This window comes from Mycolicibacterium sp. XJ662 (genome assembly GCF_053484035.1).
The window spans coordinates 197,392-213,621 of sequence record NZ_JBEFTL010000004.1 but is presented as its reverse complement, the minus strand read 5'-3'; the positions used below and the strand labels follow the sequence as shown (position 1 = coordinate 213,621).

17 protein-coding genes are annotated in these 16,230 nt (G+C 69.2%); 4 read left to right on the top strand and 13 right to left on the bottom strand.

The genetic code is table 11. The annotated features are described in order from the left end of the window. Positions 1 to 10: 10 nt before the first annotated feature. Both pyrH and ABQE93_RS14495 read right to left on the bottom strand, forming a co-directional pair. Positions 11 to 799 carry a UMP kinase gene (pyrH, locus tag ABQE93_RS14500; protein WP_448408393.1) on the bottom strand — a complete coding sequence of 263 codons (789 nt, stop codon included), beginning with the start codon at positions 797 to 799 and terminating at the stop codon, positions 11 to 13. Positions 800 to 879: 80 nt separating this feature from the next. After that, the gene (locus tag ABQE93_RS14495; protein ID WP_448408394.1) at positions 880 to 1,554 is read right to left on the bottom strand and encodes a class I SAM-dependent methyltransferase; all 675 of its coding nucleotides are present in this window, start codon (positions 1,552 to 1,554) and stop codon (positions 880 to 882) included. Between the two features lie 45 nt (positions 1,555 to 1,599). On the opposite strand from ABQE93_RS14495, the gene ABQE93_RS14490 reads away from it, so the two are divergent. Further along, positions 1,600 to 2,052: a MarR family winged helix-turn-helix transcriptional regulator gene (locus ABQE93_RS14490; protein WP_448408396.1), complete on the top strand. Its 453-nt coding sequence runs from the start codon at positions 1,600 to 1,602 to the stop codon at positions 2,050 to 2,052. 39 nt (positions 2,053 to 2,091) lie between these two features. Beyond that, positions 2,092 to 3,222, top strand: coding sequence for a glycerate kinase (locus ABQE93_RS14485; protein ID WP_448408397.1), 1,131 nt, complete (start codon positions 2,092 to 2,094; stop codon positions 3,220 to 3,222). On the opposite strand, the gene ABQE93_RS14480 is transcribed toward ABQE93_RS14485, so the two are convergent. From ABQE93_RS14480 to rpsB, 3 genes are all read right to left on the bottom strand, one after another. Continuing rightward, positions 3,213 to 4,619: an amidase gene (locus tag ABQE93_RS14480; RefSeq protein WP_448408398.1), complete on the bottom strand. Its 1,407-nt coding sequence runs from the start codon at positions 4,617 to 4,619 to the stop codon at positions 3,213 to 3,215. The genes ABQE93_RS14485 and ABQE93_RS14480 overlap by 10 nt on opposite strands. Before the next feature lie 61 nt (positions 4,620 to 4,680). After that, entirely contained in the window at positions 4,681 to 5,496 is an 816-nt protein-coding gene (gene tsf / locus ABQE93_RS14475) for a translation elongation factor Ts (protein ID WP_448408399.1), read from the bottom strand. A 1-nt stretch (position 5,497) separates the two neighbouring features. After that, positions 5,498 to 6,376, bottom strand: a complete 879-nt coding sequence (gene rpsB, locus ABQE93_RS14470; RefSeq protein WP_448408401.1) for a 30S ribosomal protein S2 — start codon at positions 6,374 to 6,376, stop codon at positions 5,498 to 5,500. A gap of 287 nt (positions 6,377 to 6,663) precedes the next feature. Here rpsB and ABQE93_RS14465 point away from each other — a divergent pair, with 287 nt between their 5' ends. After that, on the top strand, positions 6,664 to 7,152 hold the full coding sequence (locus tag ABQE93_RS14465) for a M23 family metallopeptidase (protein ID WP_448408402.1): 489 nt from the start codon (positions 6,664 to 6,666) through the stop codon (positions 7,150 to 7,152). Positions 7,153 to 7,189: 37 nt separating this feature from the next. Here ABQE93_RS14465 and ABQE93_RS14460 read toward each other — a convergent pair whose 3' ends face one another. From ABQE93_RS14460 to ABQE93_RS14425, 8 genes are all read right to left on the bottom strand, one after another. Continuing rightward, positions 7,190 to 8,062, bottom strand: a complete 873-nt coding sequence (locus tag ABQE93_RS14460; protein ID WP_448412418.1) for an alpha/beta fold hydrolase — start codon at positions 8,060 to 8,062, stop codon at positions 7,190 to 7,192. 77 nt (positions 8,063 to 8,139) lie between these two features. Next, complete coding sequence (locus ABQE93_RS14455; RefSeq protein ID WP_448408405.1) at positions 8,140 to 9,042, bottom strand: tyrosine recombinase XerC; 903 nt, start codon at positions 9,040 to 9,042, stop codon at positions 8,140 to 8,142. Between the two features lie 31 nt (positions 9,043 to 9,073). Beyond that, positions 9,074 to 10,234 carry an alpha-hydroxy-acid oxidizing protein gene (locus ABQE93_RS14450; RefSeq protein WP_448408407.1) on the bottom strand — a complete coding sequence of 387 codons (1,161 nt, stop codon included), beginning with the start codon at positions 10,232 to 10,234 and terminating at the stop codon, positions 9,074 to 9,076. Between the two features lie 24 nt (positions 10,235 to 10,258). Beyond that, complete coding sequence (locus ABQE93_RS14445) at positions 10,259 to 11,134, bottom strand: siderophore-interacting protein (RefSeq protein ID WP_448408707.1); 876 nt, start codon at positions 11,132 to 11,134, stop codon at positions 10,259 to 10,261. Between the two features lie 78 nt (positions 11,135 to 11,212). Then, positions 11,213 to 12,262 (bottom strand): cellulase family glycosylhydrolase, encoded by a 1,050-nt coding sequence (locus ABQE93_RS14440; RefSeq protein ID WP_448408409.1) that lies wholly within the window; start codon positions 12,260 to 12,262, stop codon positions 11,213 to 11,215. Positions 12,263 to 12,271: 9 nt separating this feature from the next. Continuing rightward, positions 12,272 to 13,396: a DNA-processing protein DprA gene (gene dprA / locus ABQE93_RS14435; RefSeq protein WP_448408410.1), complete on the bottom strand. Its 1,125-nt coding sequence runs from the start codon at positions 13,394 to 13,396 to the stop codon at positions 12,272 to 12,274. Next, a complete protein-coding gene (locus ABQE93_RS14430) occupies positions 13,393 to 14,904 on the bottom strand; it encodes a YifB family Mg chelatase-like AAA ATPase (RefSeq protein ID WP_448408412.1) in 1,512 nt (503 codons plus the stop codon). The genes dprA and ABQE93_RS14430 overlap by 4 nt, the downstream gene beginning before the upstream one ends. Further along, a complete protein-coding gene (locus tag ABQE93_RS14425; RefSeq protein ID WP_448408414.1) occupies positions 14,904 to 15,272 on the bottom strand; it encodes a YraN family protein in 369 nt (122 codons plus the stop codon). Before ABQE93_RS14425 ends, ABQE93_RS14430 begins: the two co-directional genes overlap by 1 nt. A 127-nt stretch (positions 15,273 to 15,399) precedes the next feature. Between ABQE93_RS14425 and ABQE93_RS14420 the strand changes: the two genes are divergently transcribed. Further along, entirely contained in the window at positions 15,400 to 16,218 is an 819-nt protein-coding gene (locus ABQE93_RS14420; RefSeq protein WP_448408415.1) for a DUF1206 domain-containing protein, read from the top strand. The last annotated feature ends 12 nt before the right edge of the window (positions 16,219 to 16,230 follow it).

Sequence of the window (16,230 nt, the reverse complement as noted above, 5' to 3'; positions counted from 1 at the left end):
CAGCCGACCGTCAGGTGGTGACCAGTGTTCCGATCTTCTCACCTGCGACGGCGCGGGCGATATTGCCGTCTTCCAGAAGGTTGAACACCAGGATCGGCATGCCGTTGTCCATACAGAGGCTGAACGCGGTGGCGTCGGCGACCTTGAGGCCGCGGTCGATGACCTCGCGGTGGGTGATCGCGGCGAGCAGTTCGGCCTCGGGGTGCAGCCGCGGGTCGGCGGTGAAGACCCCGTCGACCGCCTTGGCCATCAGTACCACCTCGGCGCCGATCTCCAGCGCCCGTTGCGCTGCGGTGGTGTCGGTGGAGAAGTACGGCAGTCCCATGCCGGCGCCGAAGATCACCACGCGGCCCTTTTCCAGGTGCCGCACCGCGCGCAGCGGGATGTAGGGCTCGGCGACCTGCCCCATGGTGATCGCGGTCTGGACTCGGGTCGCGATGCCTTCCTTCTCCAGGAAGTCTTGCAGCGCAAGGCTGTTCATGACGGTGCCGAGCATCCCCATGTAATCGCTGCGGGTGCGCTCCATACCGCGCTGCTGCAGTTGTGCGCCTCGGAAGAAATTGCCGCCGCCGATGACGACGGCCACCTGCACGCCGCTGCGAACCACCTCGGCGATCTGTCGGGCCACCAGGTGCACGACGTCAGGATCCAGACCCACTTGCCCGCCGCCGAACATCTCGCCACCGAGCTTGAGCAGCACCCGCGTGTACTTCGGCCGGATGAGGGGGCCGGACCCGTTGGGGCCCGTGGCCTCCGAAGCCGCCTCCCCGGCGGCGGTACTGTCGACGGGGTCCGCCATCCGACTCCTTCGAGGTCCTCGCTGAGTTTCCCTCATCCTGCCTCATGACGGCCGCCCCGCCGCTGCGGGGTCGATGTGGGCTAACCCAGGTGCGCAGAGAGTAACCAGGCCGGCACCGACTTACGCCCCTTCGGCTCATCGCGCACGTCGGTCACCGGAAAGAACTCCTCGAAACCCTCGGGGAACACGCCGTGGATGCGCGCGGGGCGGATCTCGTCGATCGTCCAGTACTTCGCCACGACATCACGCAACTCGTCCTCGGTGACGGGGTTGGCCGGACCCTCGGGCATGCCCGCCTTGTCGAAGACCAGCACGAAGTACGACGCCCCCGGGGCCGCGGCCCGCACGATGCAGCGCTGATACCCCTCGCGAAGTTCGACCGGCATCGAGTGAAACAGCGTCGAGTCGACGATCGTCCCGAACCGGCCGTCGTAGCCGTCGAAGGCGCTGATGTCGGCGACCTCGAACGTGGCGTTGGTCAGCCCGCGCCTGGCCGCTTCGGCCCTGGCCAGTTCGATCGCGGTGGCGGACTGATCCAGCCCGACGGTGGCGAACCCGCGTTCGGCCAGATACAGCGAGATGGCAGCCTCCCCGCAGCCGGCGTCGAGCACATCACCGTGGAACTTGCCCTGCTCGATCAGGGCCGCCAACTCAGGCTGGGGTTCCCCGATGCTCCACGGCGGCCGGCCGCCGCTCATCTCCGGCATCTCGCCCTTGTATGCGTTTTCGAACAACTCGCCCGTCGGTTCCGTCATGCACTCGGTATATCAACCACGTTGATATGTGTCAATATGCTTGATATGACGTCACTCGGCGATGCCGGCTCGGCCGGCGAGATGCTCGAAGATCAGCCGTTGGGCTATCTGCTGTCCCGGGTGGCCAACGCGTTGCGTGCGGAGGTGACGACGACCGCCCTCGACCCGATCGGCCTGGCGTTTCCGCAGTACATCTGCATGCGGATCCTGTCGAAGTACCCGGGCCGCTCCAACGCCGAGCTCGCCCGGCTCATGAACGTGTCCCCGCAGGCGATGAACATGGTGCTGCGCGCGTTGGAGGACCGCGCGTTGGTGACCCGGCCGGCCAGCGTTTCGTCGGGCCGATCGCTGCCGGCCGAGCTCACCGCCGAGGGCCGCGACGTGCTGACCCGCACTGATCCCGGCGTGCGCGAAGCGGAAAAACGGCTGATGGCCAACCTGACCGCTACCCAACGCCGCGAGTTCAAACGCATCCTGGTGGCGCTGGGCACCGACTAGTTCTGCGAACCGGCGCGGCATCGGGTGAGAATGGCGGCGATGAAGATCGTCTTGGCCCCCGACTCGTTCAAGGAGTCGATGTCGGCGTCGCAAGCGGTGTCCGCGATGCGCGCCGGTGTGCGCGCGGTGTTCCCCGATGCCGAGTGCCTCGAGGTGCCCATGGCCGACGGCGGCGAAGGCACCGTGGATGCCGTCGTCGACGCGCTGCACGGCCAACGCGTCGAGGCGGCGGTCACCGACCCGCTGGGTCGGCCCGTCACCGCTGTCTACGGGTACGTGCCGCTGCGGCAGCTGGCGGTGATCGAGATCGCCGCTGCCGCGGGATTAGAGCTGATCCCGACTGAACAACGAGACGTTATGCGCGCCAGCACCTTCGGTGTCGGTGAGCTCATCCGGTCCGCGCTCGACCGCGGCGCCGAGGACATCCTCGTCGGGCTGGGCGGGTCGGCCACCAACGACGGCGGCGCAGGCATGCTCGTCGCACTCGGCGCCGTGATGACCGACGCCGACGGCAGCCCGCTCGAGCCGGGCGGCGCTGCGCTGGAGCGGCTGGAGTGCATCGACGTCTCCGGACTGGACCCGCGGCTGCGCGACGCGCGAATCCGCGTGGCCTCCGATGTCACCGCTCCCCTGCTGGGGCCGACAGGCGCCAGCGCGGTGTTCGGGCCCCAAAAAGGCGCGGGCCCAGCCGATGTCGCACGCCTGGATGCGGCGCTGTCTCGGCTGGCTGCCGTGACGGCGACGACGCTGGGTCATGTGCAGCCGCAACGGGCCGGGGCGGGCGCCGCGGGTGGCCTGGGGTTCGCGCTGGCCGAATACCTCGGCGCCGAGATCTGCCCCGGCGCCGAGGAGGTTGCGCGCACCGTCGGCCTCGAGCAGGCCCTGCGCGACGCCGACTGGGTTTTCACCGGCGAAGGCAGCGTCGACGCCCAAACCGTCATGGGCAAAACGCCGTTCGGCGTTGCACAGCTGGCGGTGAAGGCCGGTGCCCGAGTGGTGATCTTCGCGGGCCGCGTCGCCCCGGACGCCTCGGTGCTATTGGATTACGGTGTCGACCGGTTGGTGGCGATCACCGCCGAGGGCACGCCGCTGCAGCAGGCGTTGCGCGACGGCCCCGCATCGCTGACCCGCGCGACCGAGAAGTTCTGCCGCGAAAGCATTCAGTCCTGAATGCGGCGCCAGGGCCGGGCCTCTTCGAGCTCATAGGCCAGCCGCAACAGCCGCGCCTCGTGCCCCAACGGCGCGCCGAACATCATCCCGACCGGCAGCCCGGACGCCGATTCGCCCAGCGGCAGCGAGATGGCCGGTTCGCCGGTGGCGTTCTGCAACGGGGTGAACGCCACCCATTCGACCAGGCGGTCGATGATCTGGCGGTACTCGGCGGTCGGATCGAGATGGCCCAGCCGCGGCGTCACGTCGGCCAGCGTCGGCGTCAACACCACGTCGTAGGTGGCGGTCAGCCGCGCGGTGATCCGCCGCACCCGCGAGAGCCGGGCAATCGCCAGCGGCAACCGGTGCAGGTTGCGCGCGGCGTGCCGGTCCAGACCCAGGGTCAGGTTGTCCAACCGGCCGCGGTCGAAGCTCGGGCCGAACGCGTGGCGGCCGCTGCGCACGAGCGCGAACGACAAAAACGACCAGTACAGCAGGAAGTCGTCCATGAACCGCGCGGGCACCGGGTTGTCGATCGTCGTGACCTTGTGTCCCAACTCCTCGAGCAATGCGGCGGTCTTGAGGGTGAGCTCGCGAATTTCGGGGCTGGCTTCGCGCTTGATCGACTGGGTGCACACCGCGACCCGCAGCCGCTGCTTACCGGGGCCGGTGACATCGCCGACCGGCGGCAGCTTCGGGTTGGCGTAGACGCGTTCCATCTCCCGGTAGAACGCGGCGGTGTCGCGGACCGAGCGGGTGACCACTCCGTTGGCCACGATGCGCAACGGCATCCGCCGCACGTCGGCGTCCAGCGGCAGCCGTCCGCGCGACGGCTTGAGGCCGACCAAACCGTTGCAGGCGGCCGGAATTCGGATGGAACCGCCACCGTCGTTGGCGTGCCCGATCGGCATCACGCCCGCGGCGACGAACGCGCCCGAGCCCGACGACGACGCGCCGGCGGTGTGTTCGGGGTTCCACGGGTTGCGCACCGGCCCGATCCGCGGATGCTCGGCCGACGCGCTGAACCCGAACTCCGACAGCTGTGTCTTGCCCAGCGGCACAAGCCCTGTCGCCAGATAGGCCTTCGCGAAATCGCCGTCGAGGGGTTCGGGCCGCGGATCCCACGCGTCGGTGCCGCTCATCGTCGGCATGCCCGCCACGGCGACGTTGTCCTTGAGATAGGACGGCACGCCGTCGAAGTAGCCGCCGTAGGGGTGCGGCGCGTTCGCGCGATGGCGGGCGCGGTCGAACGCATCGTAGGCCAACCCGTTCAACGTCGGGTTGACTTTCTCCGTGCGGGCGATCGCGGCCTCGACGAGTTCGGCCGCCGACACCGTGCCCGCCCGCAGTGCGTCGACAAGACCAACGCCGTCGAGGTCACCGAGGGCGTCATCGCCGAAGGCGTGAATACGTTCCATGCAGGTGACGGTACCAACTCGTACCGCCGCAGCCCCACGAACGCGCGAGCCGCAGAACCGGTTAGGCCTGGCCGACCTCGAAGCGCGCGAACCGGGTCACGGTCACGCCTGCCTCGTCGAGCAGCGCCTTGACGGTCTTCTTGTTGTCGGACACCGACGGCTGATCGAGCAGCACGACGTCCTTGTAGAAGCCGGTCACGCGGCCCTCGACGATCTTGGGCAGGGCCTGCTCCGGCTTGCCCTCGTTGCGCGCGGTCTCCTCGGCGATGCGGCGCTCGTTGGCCACCACGTCCTCGGGTACGTCGTCGCGCGTCAGGTACTTGGCCTTCAGCGCGGCGATCTGCAGCGCGACCGCGTGTGCAGCCTCCTTGCCCGAGCCCGTGTACTCCACCAGCACACCGACCGCCGGCGGCAGATCCGCGGCGCGCTTGTGCAGGTAGGTCTCAACAGTGCCGTCGAAGTAGACGACCCGACGCAGTTCGAGCTTCTCGCCGATTTTGGCCGACAGATCGGCGATGACCTGCTCCACCGGCGTGTCGTCGATCTTGGCCGCCTTGAGCGCATCGACGTCGTTGGCCTTGGCCGCCGCAGCCGCCGCGACGATCTGCTCGGCGACAGCCTGGAACTCGGCGTTTTTCGCGACGAAGTCGGTCTCACAGTTCAGCTCGATCAGCGCGCCGTCCTTGGCGGCCACCAGACCCTCGGCGGTGGCGCGCTCGGCGCGCTTGCCGACGTCCTTGGCGCCCTTGATGCGCAGCAGTTCGACGGCCTTGTCGAAATCGCCGTCGGCCTCGACCAGCGCGTTCTTGCTGTCGAGCATGCCGGCGCCGGTCACCTCCCGCAGTCGCTTGACGTCGGCAGCGGTGTAGTTAGCCATCTCAGCTCTCCGTAGTTTTTGGTTCGGTCTGTACGTTCGCCTCCGGCGTGCCGGGCTCCGCGCCGGCGGCCGTCGGGGATGCCGTCGCGGCCGCGGTGGCCGTACTGGTTGCCGAGGCCAGCAGTTCCTGCTCCCACTCGGCGAGCGGCTCGGCACCGGCGGCGTCCGGCTTGTCACCGTCGCGGCCGACCCCGGCGCGGGCCTGCAGCCCCTCGGCGACCGCCGCGGCGATCACCTTGGTCAGCAGCGCGGCCGAGCGGATCGCGTCGTCGTTGCCCGGGATCGGGTAGTCGACGAGGTCGGGATCGCAGTTGGTGTCGAGGATCGCGATGATCGGGATGTTGAGCTTGCGAGCCTCGGCGACGGCGAGGTGCTCCTTGTTGGTGTCGACGACCCAGACGGCCGAAGGCACCTTCTGCATGTCGCGGATACCGCCGAGGCTGCGCTCGAGCTTGTTCTTCTCGCGGGTCAGCATCAGGATTTCCTTCTTGGTGCGACCCTCGAAGCCCCCGGTCTGCTCCATGGCCTCGAGTTCCTTGAGGCGCTGCAGCCGCTTGTGCACGGTCTGGAAGTTCGTGAGCATGCCGCCGAGCCAGCGCTGGTTCACGTACGGCATGCCGACGCGGGTGGCTTCCTCGGCGATCGCTTCCTGCGCCTGCTTCTTGGTGCCGACGAACAGGATGGTGCCGCCGTGCGCGACGGTCTCCTTGACGAACTCGTACGCCTTGTCGATGTAGGTCAGCGTCTGCTGCAGGTCGATGATGTAGATGCCGTTGCGGTCGGTGAAGATGAACCGCTTCATCTTGGGATTCCAGCGCCGGGTCTGGTGCCCGAAGTGGGTGCCGCTGTCAAGCAGCTGCTTCATGGTTACGACGGCCATAGTCAGCCATGTCCTTATGTGTTGTCGGTTGTCGCCCGACGTCGGGTGACGCCGAGCCCTGGTGCCTGCTCGGAATGCCAGACCCGTCTGGACGGGACCGACGGCATCCGGGGTACGACCTTGAAAAAACCGGGTCGTGCGCAGACACGCGAAGTCAGCCCGCTCGTGCGAGCTGCGGTTAGCAGTTTACACCGTGCGCGGGGGTGCTTTTTCCACAGCGACCTGCTGATCCACAGATCGCGGCGGCAACCTGGCGCGGTTTGCCCGCGATGCGCTGAGCTGGACGGATGCGGTGGATCGCGGTGGCGGTGGCGGCGCTGGTGTGGGCGGCGCCGGCGGCCGCGCAGGGGCAGCGGTTGGCGTGGCCGCTACAGCCGCGGCCCGCGGTGGTGCGGCTGTTCGACGCGCCGTCCCCGAATTGGCAGCGCGGTCATCGCGGTGTCGACCTGGCCGGGTCGAGCGGCCAGCCGGTGTATGCCGCCGCTGCGGGCACCGTGGTGTTCGCCGGGGAGCTGGCCGGTCGGCCGCTGGTGTCGCTTGCACACCCCGGTGGGTTGCGGACCAGCTACGAACCGGTCGATCCCGCGGTGCGCGTCGGGCAGCGCGTGGACGCAGGCACCGCGATCGGGGTGCTGCAGGCGGGCCATCCCGGCTGCCCGACGGCGGCGTGTCTGCACTGGGGCGCGATGTGGGGCCCGGCGTCGCGCGCGGACTACGTAGATCCACTGGGGTTGGTCGCCACCACCCCGATCCGGCTCAAACCCACCCGACCATGAGCGTGCACGTCGGCGATGCCCGACATCGCCGAGGTGATCAACCGGCTGCGCTGACCTCGTCGAGGAAGTCGACCATCGCGGGCACGACGACATCTGGTTTATCCCGTTGCACCCAATGCCCTGCTCCCCCAATGACTTTGATCCTGGCATCGGGGATGAGCTCCACCGCCGCGCGGGCCGCAGCGACAGGCACGCTGGTGTCCCTTTCGCCGTGGATGACCAGCGCCGGGCGCGGAAACGACGCCAACCGGGCCCGGTAGTCGGTGGTCAGGCGATTCCATCGCACCTGATCGCGCTGCCATTGGCCGAACGCGTCGAAGCCGTCGCCGGCACGGGCAGAGGCCACGACCTCGTCGAGCAGTTCCGGGGTGCGTCGCGCGGGGTCGCGAATCAGCGCGGGCATGAGCCGGGCCATCACGGTGCGGTTGCGGCCCGACCGGCGGGTGAGGGCGTCGAGCAACCCGGTGCGCAGCATCGTCCAGGTCAGCGCCTGACGCGGCGCGGACAGCGGACCTTGCGACAGGCGCGGCATGAGGCCGTAGCTGCCCAGCAGCATTGCGCCGCTGACCCGTTGCGGCCGGTCCAGGACGTGGCCGATCGTCAGCCCGCCGCCGAGGGACAGCCCGCCGATCGCGTAGCGGTCCAGCTCCAGGACATCGATCAGCTCACCCACGTAGGCCACCAGCCGTTCCTGCGTCGACGGCCACCGCGCGGGCGGGCTCTCCCCGTAGCCGGGGTGGTCGGGAGCCAGCACCCGGTAGCCGGCCGCCGCCAGCCGCGGACCGACCTCACCCCAGGACAGCGACGCGCTGTCCACGCCGCCGCCGTGCAGCAGGACGACTGTCGGTGCGGCGCCGGGTTTTTCGGTTGTCCACCGAAGGTAGGAAACGGTTCCCCACGACAGCTTCACGGTCAACCGCTCCCCTTGCAGCGATTTCGATGCGCTAACCATCGCTGAGCGCGCGTAGGGGCGCCGAAATCGCCGATTCACGCGCGGGGGTGGGCCTGGTCGTGCACGGCGCGCAGCCGCGCGACGGTGACATGGGTGTAGAGCTGGGTGGTCGCCAACGTGGAGTGGCCGAGCAGTTCCTGCACGACCCGCAGATCGGCGCCGCCTTCGAGCAGATGGGTGGCGGCGCTGTGCCGCAACCCGTGCGGACCGATGTCGGGGGCGCCGTCGACGGCCGCGACGGTCTGGTGCACGACGGTGCGGGCTTGGCGCGGATCCAGCCGTCGGCCGCGCGCGCCCAGCAGCAGGGCCGGCCCGGACTGAACGGTGGCCAGCGCGGGGCGGCCGTCGGTCAGCCACGCGGTGAGCGCTGTCTGCGCGGGCTCGCCGAACGGGACGGTGCGCTGTTTGTTGCCCTTGCCCAGCACGCGCAGCAGCCGCCGCGAGGTGTCGACGTCGTCGACGTCCAGCCCGCACAGCTCGCTGACCCGAATACCGGTGGCGTACAACAACTCCACGATCAACCGGTCCCGCAGCGCGAGCGGATCACCTTGCTGCGCACCAGATTTCGCGGCGTCCATCGCGTCGATCGCCTGGTCCTGACGCAGCACCGAGGGCAGGGTGCGACGCGCTTTGGGCACCTGCAGACGAGCGGCCGGGTCGGCGGTGATCAGCCCGCGGCGCAGCGCCCACGCGGTGAACGTCTTGACCGACGAGGTGCGTCGCGCCAGCGTCGTGCGGGCTGAACCGGCGGCGGCTTGTGCGGCCAGCCAGGAACGCAGCAGCGGCAACGTCAGCGCGGCCATCCCGGCGTCGGGGGTCTTCTGGGCGACGAATTCGAACAGCGCCCGCAGGTCGCCAAGATAGGCGCGGCGGGTGTGCGCGGAGCGCCCGCACTGCAGCGCAAGGTACTCGTCGAACTCCTCGAGGATCGCCTCCACGCCCCTACCGTCGCAGACCCGCGGTCAGGTGTCAGGTGACGCGCCGCATCGCCTCCGGGGTCAGTTCTTTGAGCGAGCGGTAGCCGTCAACGGCCATGGTCACGTCGGCCTCAGCCAGCAGCGACCGCAGCACATGCACGATGCCGTCCACACCGCCTAGCGCGAGCCCGTAGACGTATGGCCTGCCGATGGCGACGGCGTCAGCACCCAGCGCGAGCGCCTTGACGATGTCGGTGCCGCTGCGGATTCCGGAGTCGAAGATCACGGGCAGCCCGTCGGAGGCGTCGACCACCGCGGGCAGACAGTCGATGGCGGGGATGCCGCCGTTGGCCTGCCGGCCGCCGTGGTTGGAGCAGTAGATGGCGTCCACCCCGCCGTCCTTGGCGCGCCGGGCGTCGTCGGGATGGCAGATGCCCTTGACGATGAGCGGCAGGTCGGTCAGCGACCGCAGCCACGGCAGGTCGTCCCACGTCAGCGGGTTGCCGAAGATCTGCGCCCAACGCAACACCGCGCCCTGCGGGTCTTCCTCGGGCGGGCGCGCCAGGCTCGCCCGGAACACCGGATCGGAGGTGTAGTTGGCCAGACACAGGCCGCGAAGGAACGGGAAGTTCGAGGTCGTCAGATCGCGCGGGCGCCAGCCGGGGATCCACGTGTCCAGCGTGACGACGATGCCTCTGAACCCGGCCGCCTCGGCGCGGCGCACGAAGCTGGCGGCCAGTTCTCGGTCGGTGGGCGTGTAGAGCTGGAAAAACCCAGGGGTGTCGCCTAATTCGGCGGCAACCTGTTCCATCGGGTCGGCCGACATCGTCGACGCGATCATCGGCACGCCGGTGCGGGCGGCGGCGCGGGCGGTGGCCAGGTCACCGTGGCCGTCCTGGGCGCAGAGCCCGACGACGCCGACCGGCGCCATCAACGCCGGCGACGGCAGCGGAAGCCCGAGCAGCTCCACCGACAGGTCGCGGTCGTTGGCGCCCACGAACATCCGCGGCATCAGCCCCCAGTGGTCGAACGCCGTGACGTTGACGCGCTGGGTGCGTTCGTCGCCGGCGCCCCCGGCGACATAGGACCACATCGACGACGACATGACGGCTTGGGCTTTGGTTTCCAGCTCACCGAACGCCATCGGCAGCGTCGGCAGCACCCCGGACAGGCCCTGGAAGTAGATCTCGAGTTGGTAGTCGCTGAACGCCATGAGGCTAGGGTGCCAGGCCCGCGGTCAGGCGTTGGCCTGTTCCTCTTGCTTGGCCAGCTCGGCCTTCCACTGGCGGAACGTCTCCTCGGTGCGGCCACGGCGCCAGTAGCCGGAGATCGACGACGCCCACTTGGCTTCCACGCCGCGCTCCTTGCGGATGTAGGGCCGCAGGTTGTGCATCACCGCCTGCGCCTCACCGTGGATGAAGACTTGCACCTGCCCGGGCAGCCACGGCGTCTCCTTGACCGACGCGATGAGCGGCGCGTGGTCGCCGGCCATGTCTTCGGGCACCAGGTCGGCGCGGCCGCCGCGATAGATCCAGGTCAGCTCGACCCCGTCGGGCTTCTTCAGCGGAAGCTCGTCCTCAGGGCCGGCCACCTCGATGAAGGCTTTGCCAATCGCGTTGTCGGGCAACGCTTCTAGCGCAATGCTGATTGCAGGGATGGCGGCCTCGTCACCGGCGAACAAATACCAGTCCGCCGCGGGGTCGGGTGCGTAGGCGCCGCTGGGCCCCATCAGGTAGACGGGCTGGCCCGGCTGGGCGGCGGCCGCCCACGGCCCGGCCACACCGTGCTCGCCGTGCACGACGAAGTCGATCCAGATCTCCTGACGCTCGGCGTCGACGTGTCGCACGGTGTAGGTGCGCACCGTCGGCTGTCGTTCGGGCGGCAAGGTCCGGAAACTGTCCATGGTCAGCGGCTGCGGCAACGCAGCGACGTCTTCTGCAGTGGGGTCCTCGGCGAAGAACGCGATCTTGACGTAGGAGTCGGTGAAGTCGTTGGGCGTGAAGGTGTCGAAGCCCGTGCCCGGGCCCGAACCGCCGAGCACCACACGGATCAGGTGTGGAGTCAACTCCTCGGTACGCACCACCTGGAAGGTGTGTATCGGACGCCCTGCCACGTAAACCTCCAAATCCACGGCCGCAGCCGATCCTGCCGACGCGGCCGACTATACGAGCGCGGTGCAATCGGCGGCGTTCTACCTTGTCAACACCTCGGCCGCTGCCTTGGGTTGCCAGTCCGACGTGAGCAATGCCCCGAAGTTGTCCTGGTCGTCTGCGGCGTCGGCGGTGTCGATGTCGCGGATCGAGTAGATGAACACCGGGCCGCTGTAGTCGGTGCGTGCTGCCTTGGCCAACACGTCGGTGATCTGCTGTGCCTGCTCCTGCTGGCTGACGCCGCCGGCGGTGGCGGCGGCGGTGGGCGCACCGATCTCGGTCATCCATATCTTCTTTTCGCCGTCGCCGTTGTCGACCATGAGTTGGCGTACCCGTTCGACATCGGACCAACCGTTGTGGTCGTCGACCGCCAACCCGGCGGGATAGACGTAGGGATGCATGGCCATCGCGTCGAAAAAGTCTTTGGCGCCCAACGCGTACATGGCCTCGACGAAGGCGGGCGGCGCATCCGGGGCGTACGCGCGGCTCATTCCGGCCGCCAGCACGGTGCTGTGCGGTTGCGCCGCCTTGATCGCGGGGTAGGCGGCCTTCAACAACTCGGTGTAGCGCGTCGCGCGGTCGTCGAGGTAGCCGAAGAAGATCGGCACGTTCGGTTCGTTCCACACCTCCCAGCTGCTGATCCGGTCGCCGTAGCGCTTCACCAGCGTGTCCAGGAAGCTGGCGAACACGGCCGGCTCGACGGGCGGGGCGCTGAAGTAGGAGCCCGGCGTCCTGGCCCAGTCCGGGGTGTAGGCGACCATCGCCAGCACCTTCAATCCGCGCGAGACCGCGCCGTTGACCCAGTGATCCAGATAGCCCCAGTTGTAGGCGCCCGGCATCGGCTCGATGCGGTTCCAGTCGACGAACACCCGCAACCATTCCGCGCCGGTTCGGGCCACGGCGTCGAGTTCGCGGTCGGCGTCCATATCGCTCATCCACGTCATCGGCGCGCCCACCGCGAAGCCGTATCCGTCACGCGGCGCAACGACCGCCTCCGCCTGCGCGATTCGCGAGTCGGTGACCGAAACCGCCACCAGCAGCAGCAGGGCCGCCGCGATCCGGCCGACCTGCCTGCTCACCTGCCAACGCATTTCGACAACCTACCGGAGTGCACGTTTCCACCGGCCGTCGCGACTGCGCACCAAACCGCACAGCTCCAGGGTTGCCAGCGGACCCAACACCTGCCGTGCCGGCAAACCGGCGGCCATCGCGATCTCGTCGAGATTGCGCGCCGCCCGCGCGGGCAACGCGTCGTACACGCGCTTGTCGGTGTCGTCGAGGTCATCGAGGACCGAGACCGGCCGAGCCTCGTCGGGAGCGAGTTCACCGATTCGGCCGACCAGTTCGATGACGTCTTCGGCGCGGGTGACCAGGAACGCTCCGTCGCGCAGTAGGACGTGACAGCCCACCGACGCCGACGAGGTGATCGGGCCGGGCACCGCGCACACCGCGCGGCCCAGTCCGCGGGCCCACGCCGCGGTGTTGGCGGCACCGCTGCGGGCGCCGGCCTCGACGACCACGGTGGCCCCGGCCAGCGCAGCGACCAGCCGGTTGCGCGTGAGGAACCGATGTCGCGCCGGGCGCACCCCCGGCGGATATTCGGTGACAAGCGCCCCGTCCTCGGCGATGCGTCGCAGCAGCGCGCTGTGTCCCGCCGGATACGGCACATCGATGCCGCCGGCCAGCACCGCGACGGTCGACCCGTCGGCCGCCAACGCCGACCGATGCGCCGCGCCGTCGATGCCGAACGCCCCGCCGGACACCACCGCCGCATCTCGTGATGCCAGACCCGCCGCCAGATCGGCGGCGGCGAACTCACCGTATGCGGTGGCCGCCCTGGTGCCGACGACCGCCGCGGCGCGGGTGGACACCTCGTCCAGCCGCGCAGGCCCGACAACCCACAACACCATCGGCGGGTGAGCCTGCGGGAGCAGCCGCCCGGCGATCCCGCCGAAACCGGTGAACGCCAACACCGGCCATTCGTCGTCGTCGGCGGTGACCAGCCGACCGCCCATCGCCGCGAGCAGTTCCAGATCTCTTGCTGCACAGTCAATGTGACGCCGTGGTTCAACCCGTTCGTTGACCGCGTCGCCGGCGTGCCCGCGCCGCACCCGGTCGGCGGCCTCCAGGACGCCAACCCGCGCGACGAGCGCTTTCAGCGCCGGGCACGGCGGTTCGGCCACCCGCGACAGATATGCCCATGCCCGCGCAACGTCCTCGGTCATCGCGCACCCCCACCCTGCCGGAAACTCAACGCCACAGTGACGTCCTCCAACCCCGGCGAGGTCCGGCCCGCCAAATCGCACAGCGACCAAGCCACCCGCAGCGTGCGATCCATGCCACGGGCGCTGAGCAGACCGCGATCCACCGCGTCGTACAACGGCTTCATCGTCGTCCGCGGCAACCGGAACTTGCGCCGCAGTAGCGATCCGCTGACCTCGACGTTGCTGCGAATGCCATACGGCCGCCACCGTTCCTCGGCCGCCTGCCGCGCCGCCGCGACCCGCTCGCGCACCGCGGCGGTGGACTCACCGTCCTGCTGGACGAGTTCACCGGCCCGCACCGGGTGCATCTCGACGCGCAGGTCGACCCGGTCGATCAGCGGACCGGACAGCTTGCCGAGATATCGGCGCTTGTCGCCGCCGCGACAGATGCAGTCGTTGGGGTTGGCCGGTGCACACGGGCAGGGGTTGGCCGCCAGCACGAGTTGAAACCGCGCCGGGTACCGGGCCACGCCGTCGCGGCGGGCCAGCCGGATCTCGCCGTCTTCCAGCGGAGTGCGCAGTGCCTCCAGCACGCTGACGCCGATTTCGGCGCATTCGTCGAGAAACAGCACGCCGCGATGTGCGCGGCTGACCGCGCCCGGACGCGCCAGCCCGGAACCGCCCCCGACCATGGCCGCGACGGTCGAGGTGTGGTGCGGCGCAATGAACGGCGGCTGGGTGATCAGCGGTGTGCTGCCCGACAGCGTGCCCGCCACCGAGTGGATCGCCGTCACTTCCAGCGACTCGCGTTCCGACAGCGTCGGCAGCAGCCCCGGAAGCCGTTGCGCCAACATGGTTTTACCGACACCCGGCGGGCCGGTGAGCATCAGATGATGGCCACCGGCGGCGGCCACTTCGACCGCGAAGCGCGCCTGGGTCTGGCCAACCACGTCGGCGAGGTCCAGCGGCGGCGGCACAGCGCCGCACCGCGCGTCGACCCTGCCTTCCAGCTGGATCTTTCCCACAATCCACAACTGCAACTGGCGCAGCGTCCGCACGCCGAACACGTCGATGCCGTCGACCAGGCTGGCCTCGGCGAGGTTCTCGGCGGGCACCACCACCGTCGGCCAGCCTTCGTGTTTGGCGGCCAGCACCGCGGGCAGCACTCCCTTGACCGGACGCACCCGGCCGTCGAGCGCGAGCTCCCCGAGCAGCAGGGTCTTCTCCAACCGCGGCCACTCGGCCTTCTTCTCCGCCGACAACACCGCCAGCGCGAGCGCCAAATCGTAAACGCTGCCCATCTTCGGCAGCGTCGCCGGCGACAGCGCGAGCGTCAGCCGAGCCATCGGCCAACTGTTGCCGCAGTTGGTGATCGCCGCGCGGACCCGATCGCGCGACTCCTGCAGCGCCGCATCCGCCAGCCCAACCAGGTGCACACCCGGTAACCCCGAACTGATATCGGCCTCGATCTCGACGATGTGGCCCTCCAGCCCGCGCACCGCCACCGAGAACGCCCGCCCCAACGCCATCACCCCACCCCCTGAAGGTGGGTGATCTCCGGGGTGCGCCGCCGACCGATCCTCACCCCGACGACATCGATGCGGATCTGCGCCCACCCGATGTCCTGGGCTGCCAACCACAGGCAGGCCAGCCGTCGTAGCCGTCGCACCTTCTGCGGGGTCACGGCCTCCTCGACACCGCCGAACCGATCGCTGGTGCGGGTCTTCACCTCGACGAACACCGCGATGCGCGCCGCGTCGTCGGACGCGATCACATCCAGCTCGCCGTGGCGACACCGCCAGTTACGGGCCACCACCCGCAACCCGAGCGACGTCAGATGGTCGACCGCCAACTGCTCTCCGAGGGCGCCGATTTGGGCGCTGGTCAACGTAGTCATGGCCTTACCGTGCGGCTCGGCACCGACAATCCGCGTCGCGGCGACACGACTTATCCCCAACCGCGAATTCATCCACAAATTCGGCGCGCCCCGTTTCGCCGCCGTCAAAAAGGGGGTACCCGCCGGCATGACCGACAAGTCGTTACACGGTGTCGCCGATCGAGCCACCAACAGTGATGCGTTCGAGTACACGGCCCGCGCCGGCTTCGCGATCAGTGGCGTGCTGCACCTGCTCGTCGGGTACCTGATCCTGCAGATCGCGCTCGGGTCCGGTGGCAACGCCGACCAGTCCGGGGCGCTGGCGACGCTGGCGCAACAAAGCGGTGGCACCGTGCTGTTGTGGGTCATCGCCGTCGGTCTTGTGGCCCTGGGCCTCTGGCGTGTCGCCGAGGCGATCGTCGGCCCGCGGCCCGGTGAAGGTTCGCGCCGTTTCCAGGACGACAGCCCGGCATGGAAGAAGGCGAAGTCGCTCGGCCTGGCCGCGGTCAACTTCGCCATCGCGTTTTCGGCGGCACGCTTTGCGATGGGCAGTGGACAGCAGAGCACTCAGCAGAACGCCGGCCTGAGCGCGCAGATGATGCAGTCCGGTTGGGGCAAGGCCGTACTCATCGCGGTCGGACTTGGGTTGCTCGGCGTCGGCGGCTATCACGTCTACGAAGGCGTGACGAAACGGTTCTGCAAAGACCTGCGCAGTTCAGTCGGCACCGGCGTCACCGCCATCGGGATGACCGGATACGCGGCTAAAGGCCTGGTGCTCGCGGGCGCAGGGGTGCTGGTGATCGTGGCCACGATGCAGGCCGATCCGGCCAAGGCGACGGGGATCGACGCGGCGGTCAAGACCCTCGGGCAGGCGCCGTTCGGCAAGTTTCTTCTCATTCTCGCCGCGATCGGCATCGCCGCCTTCGGGGTGTACAGCTTCGTGCGCGCCCGCTCCGGCCGGATGTAGCGCCGAAAGGGA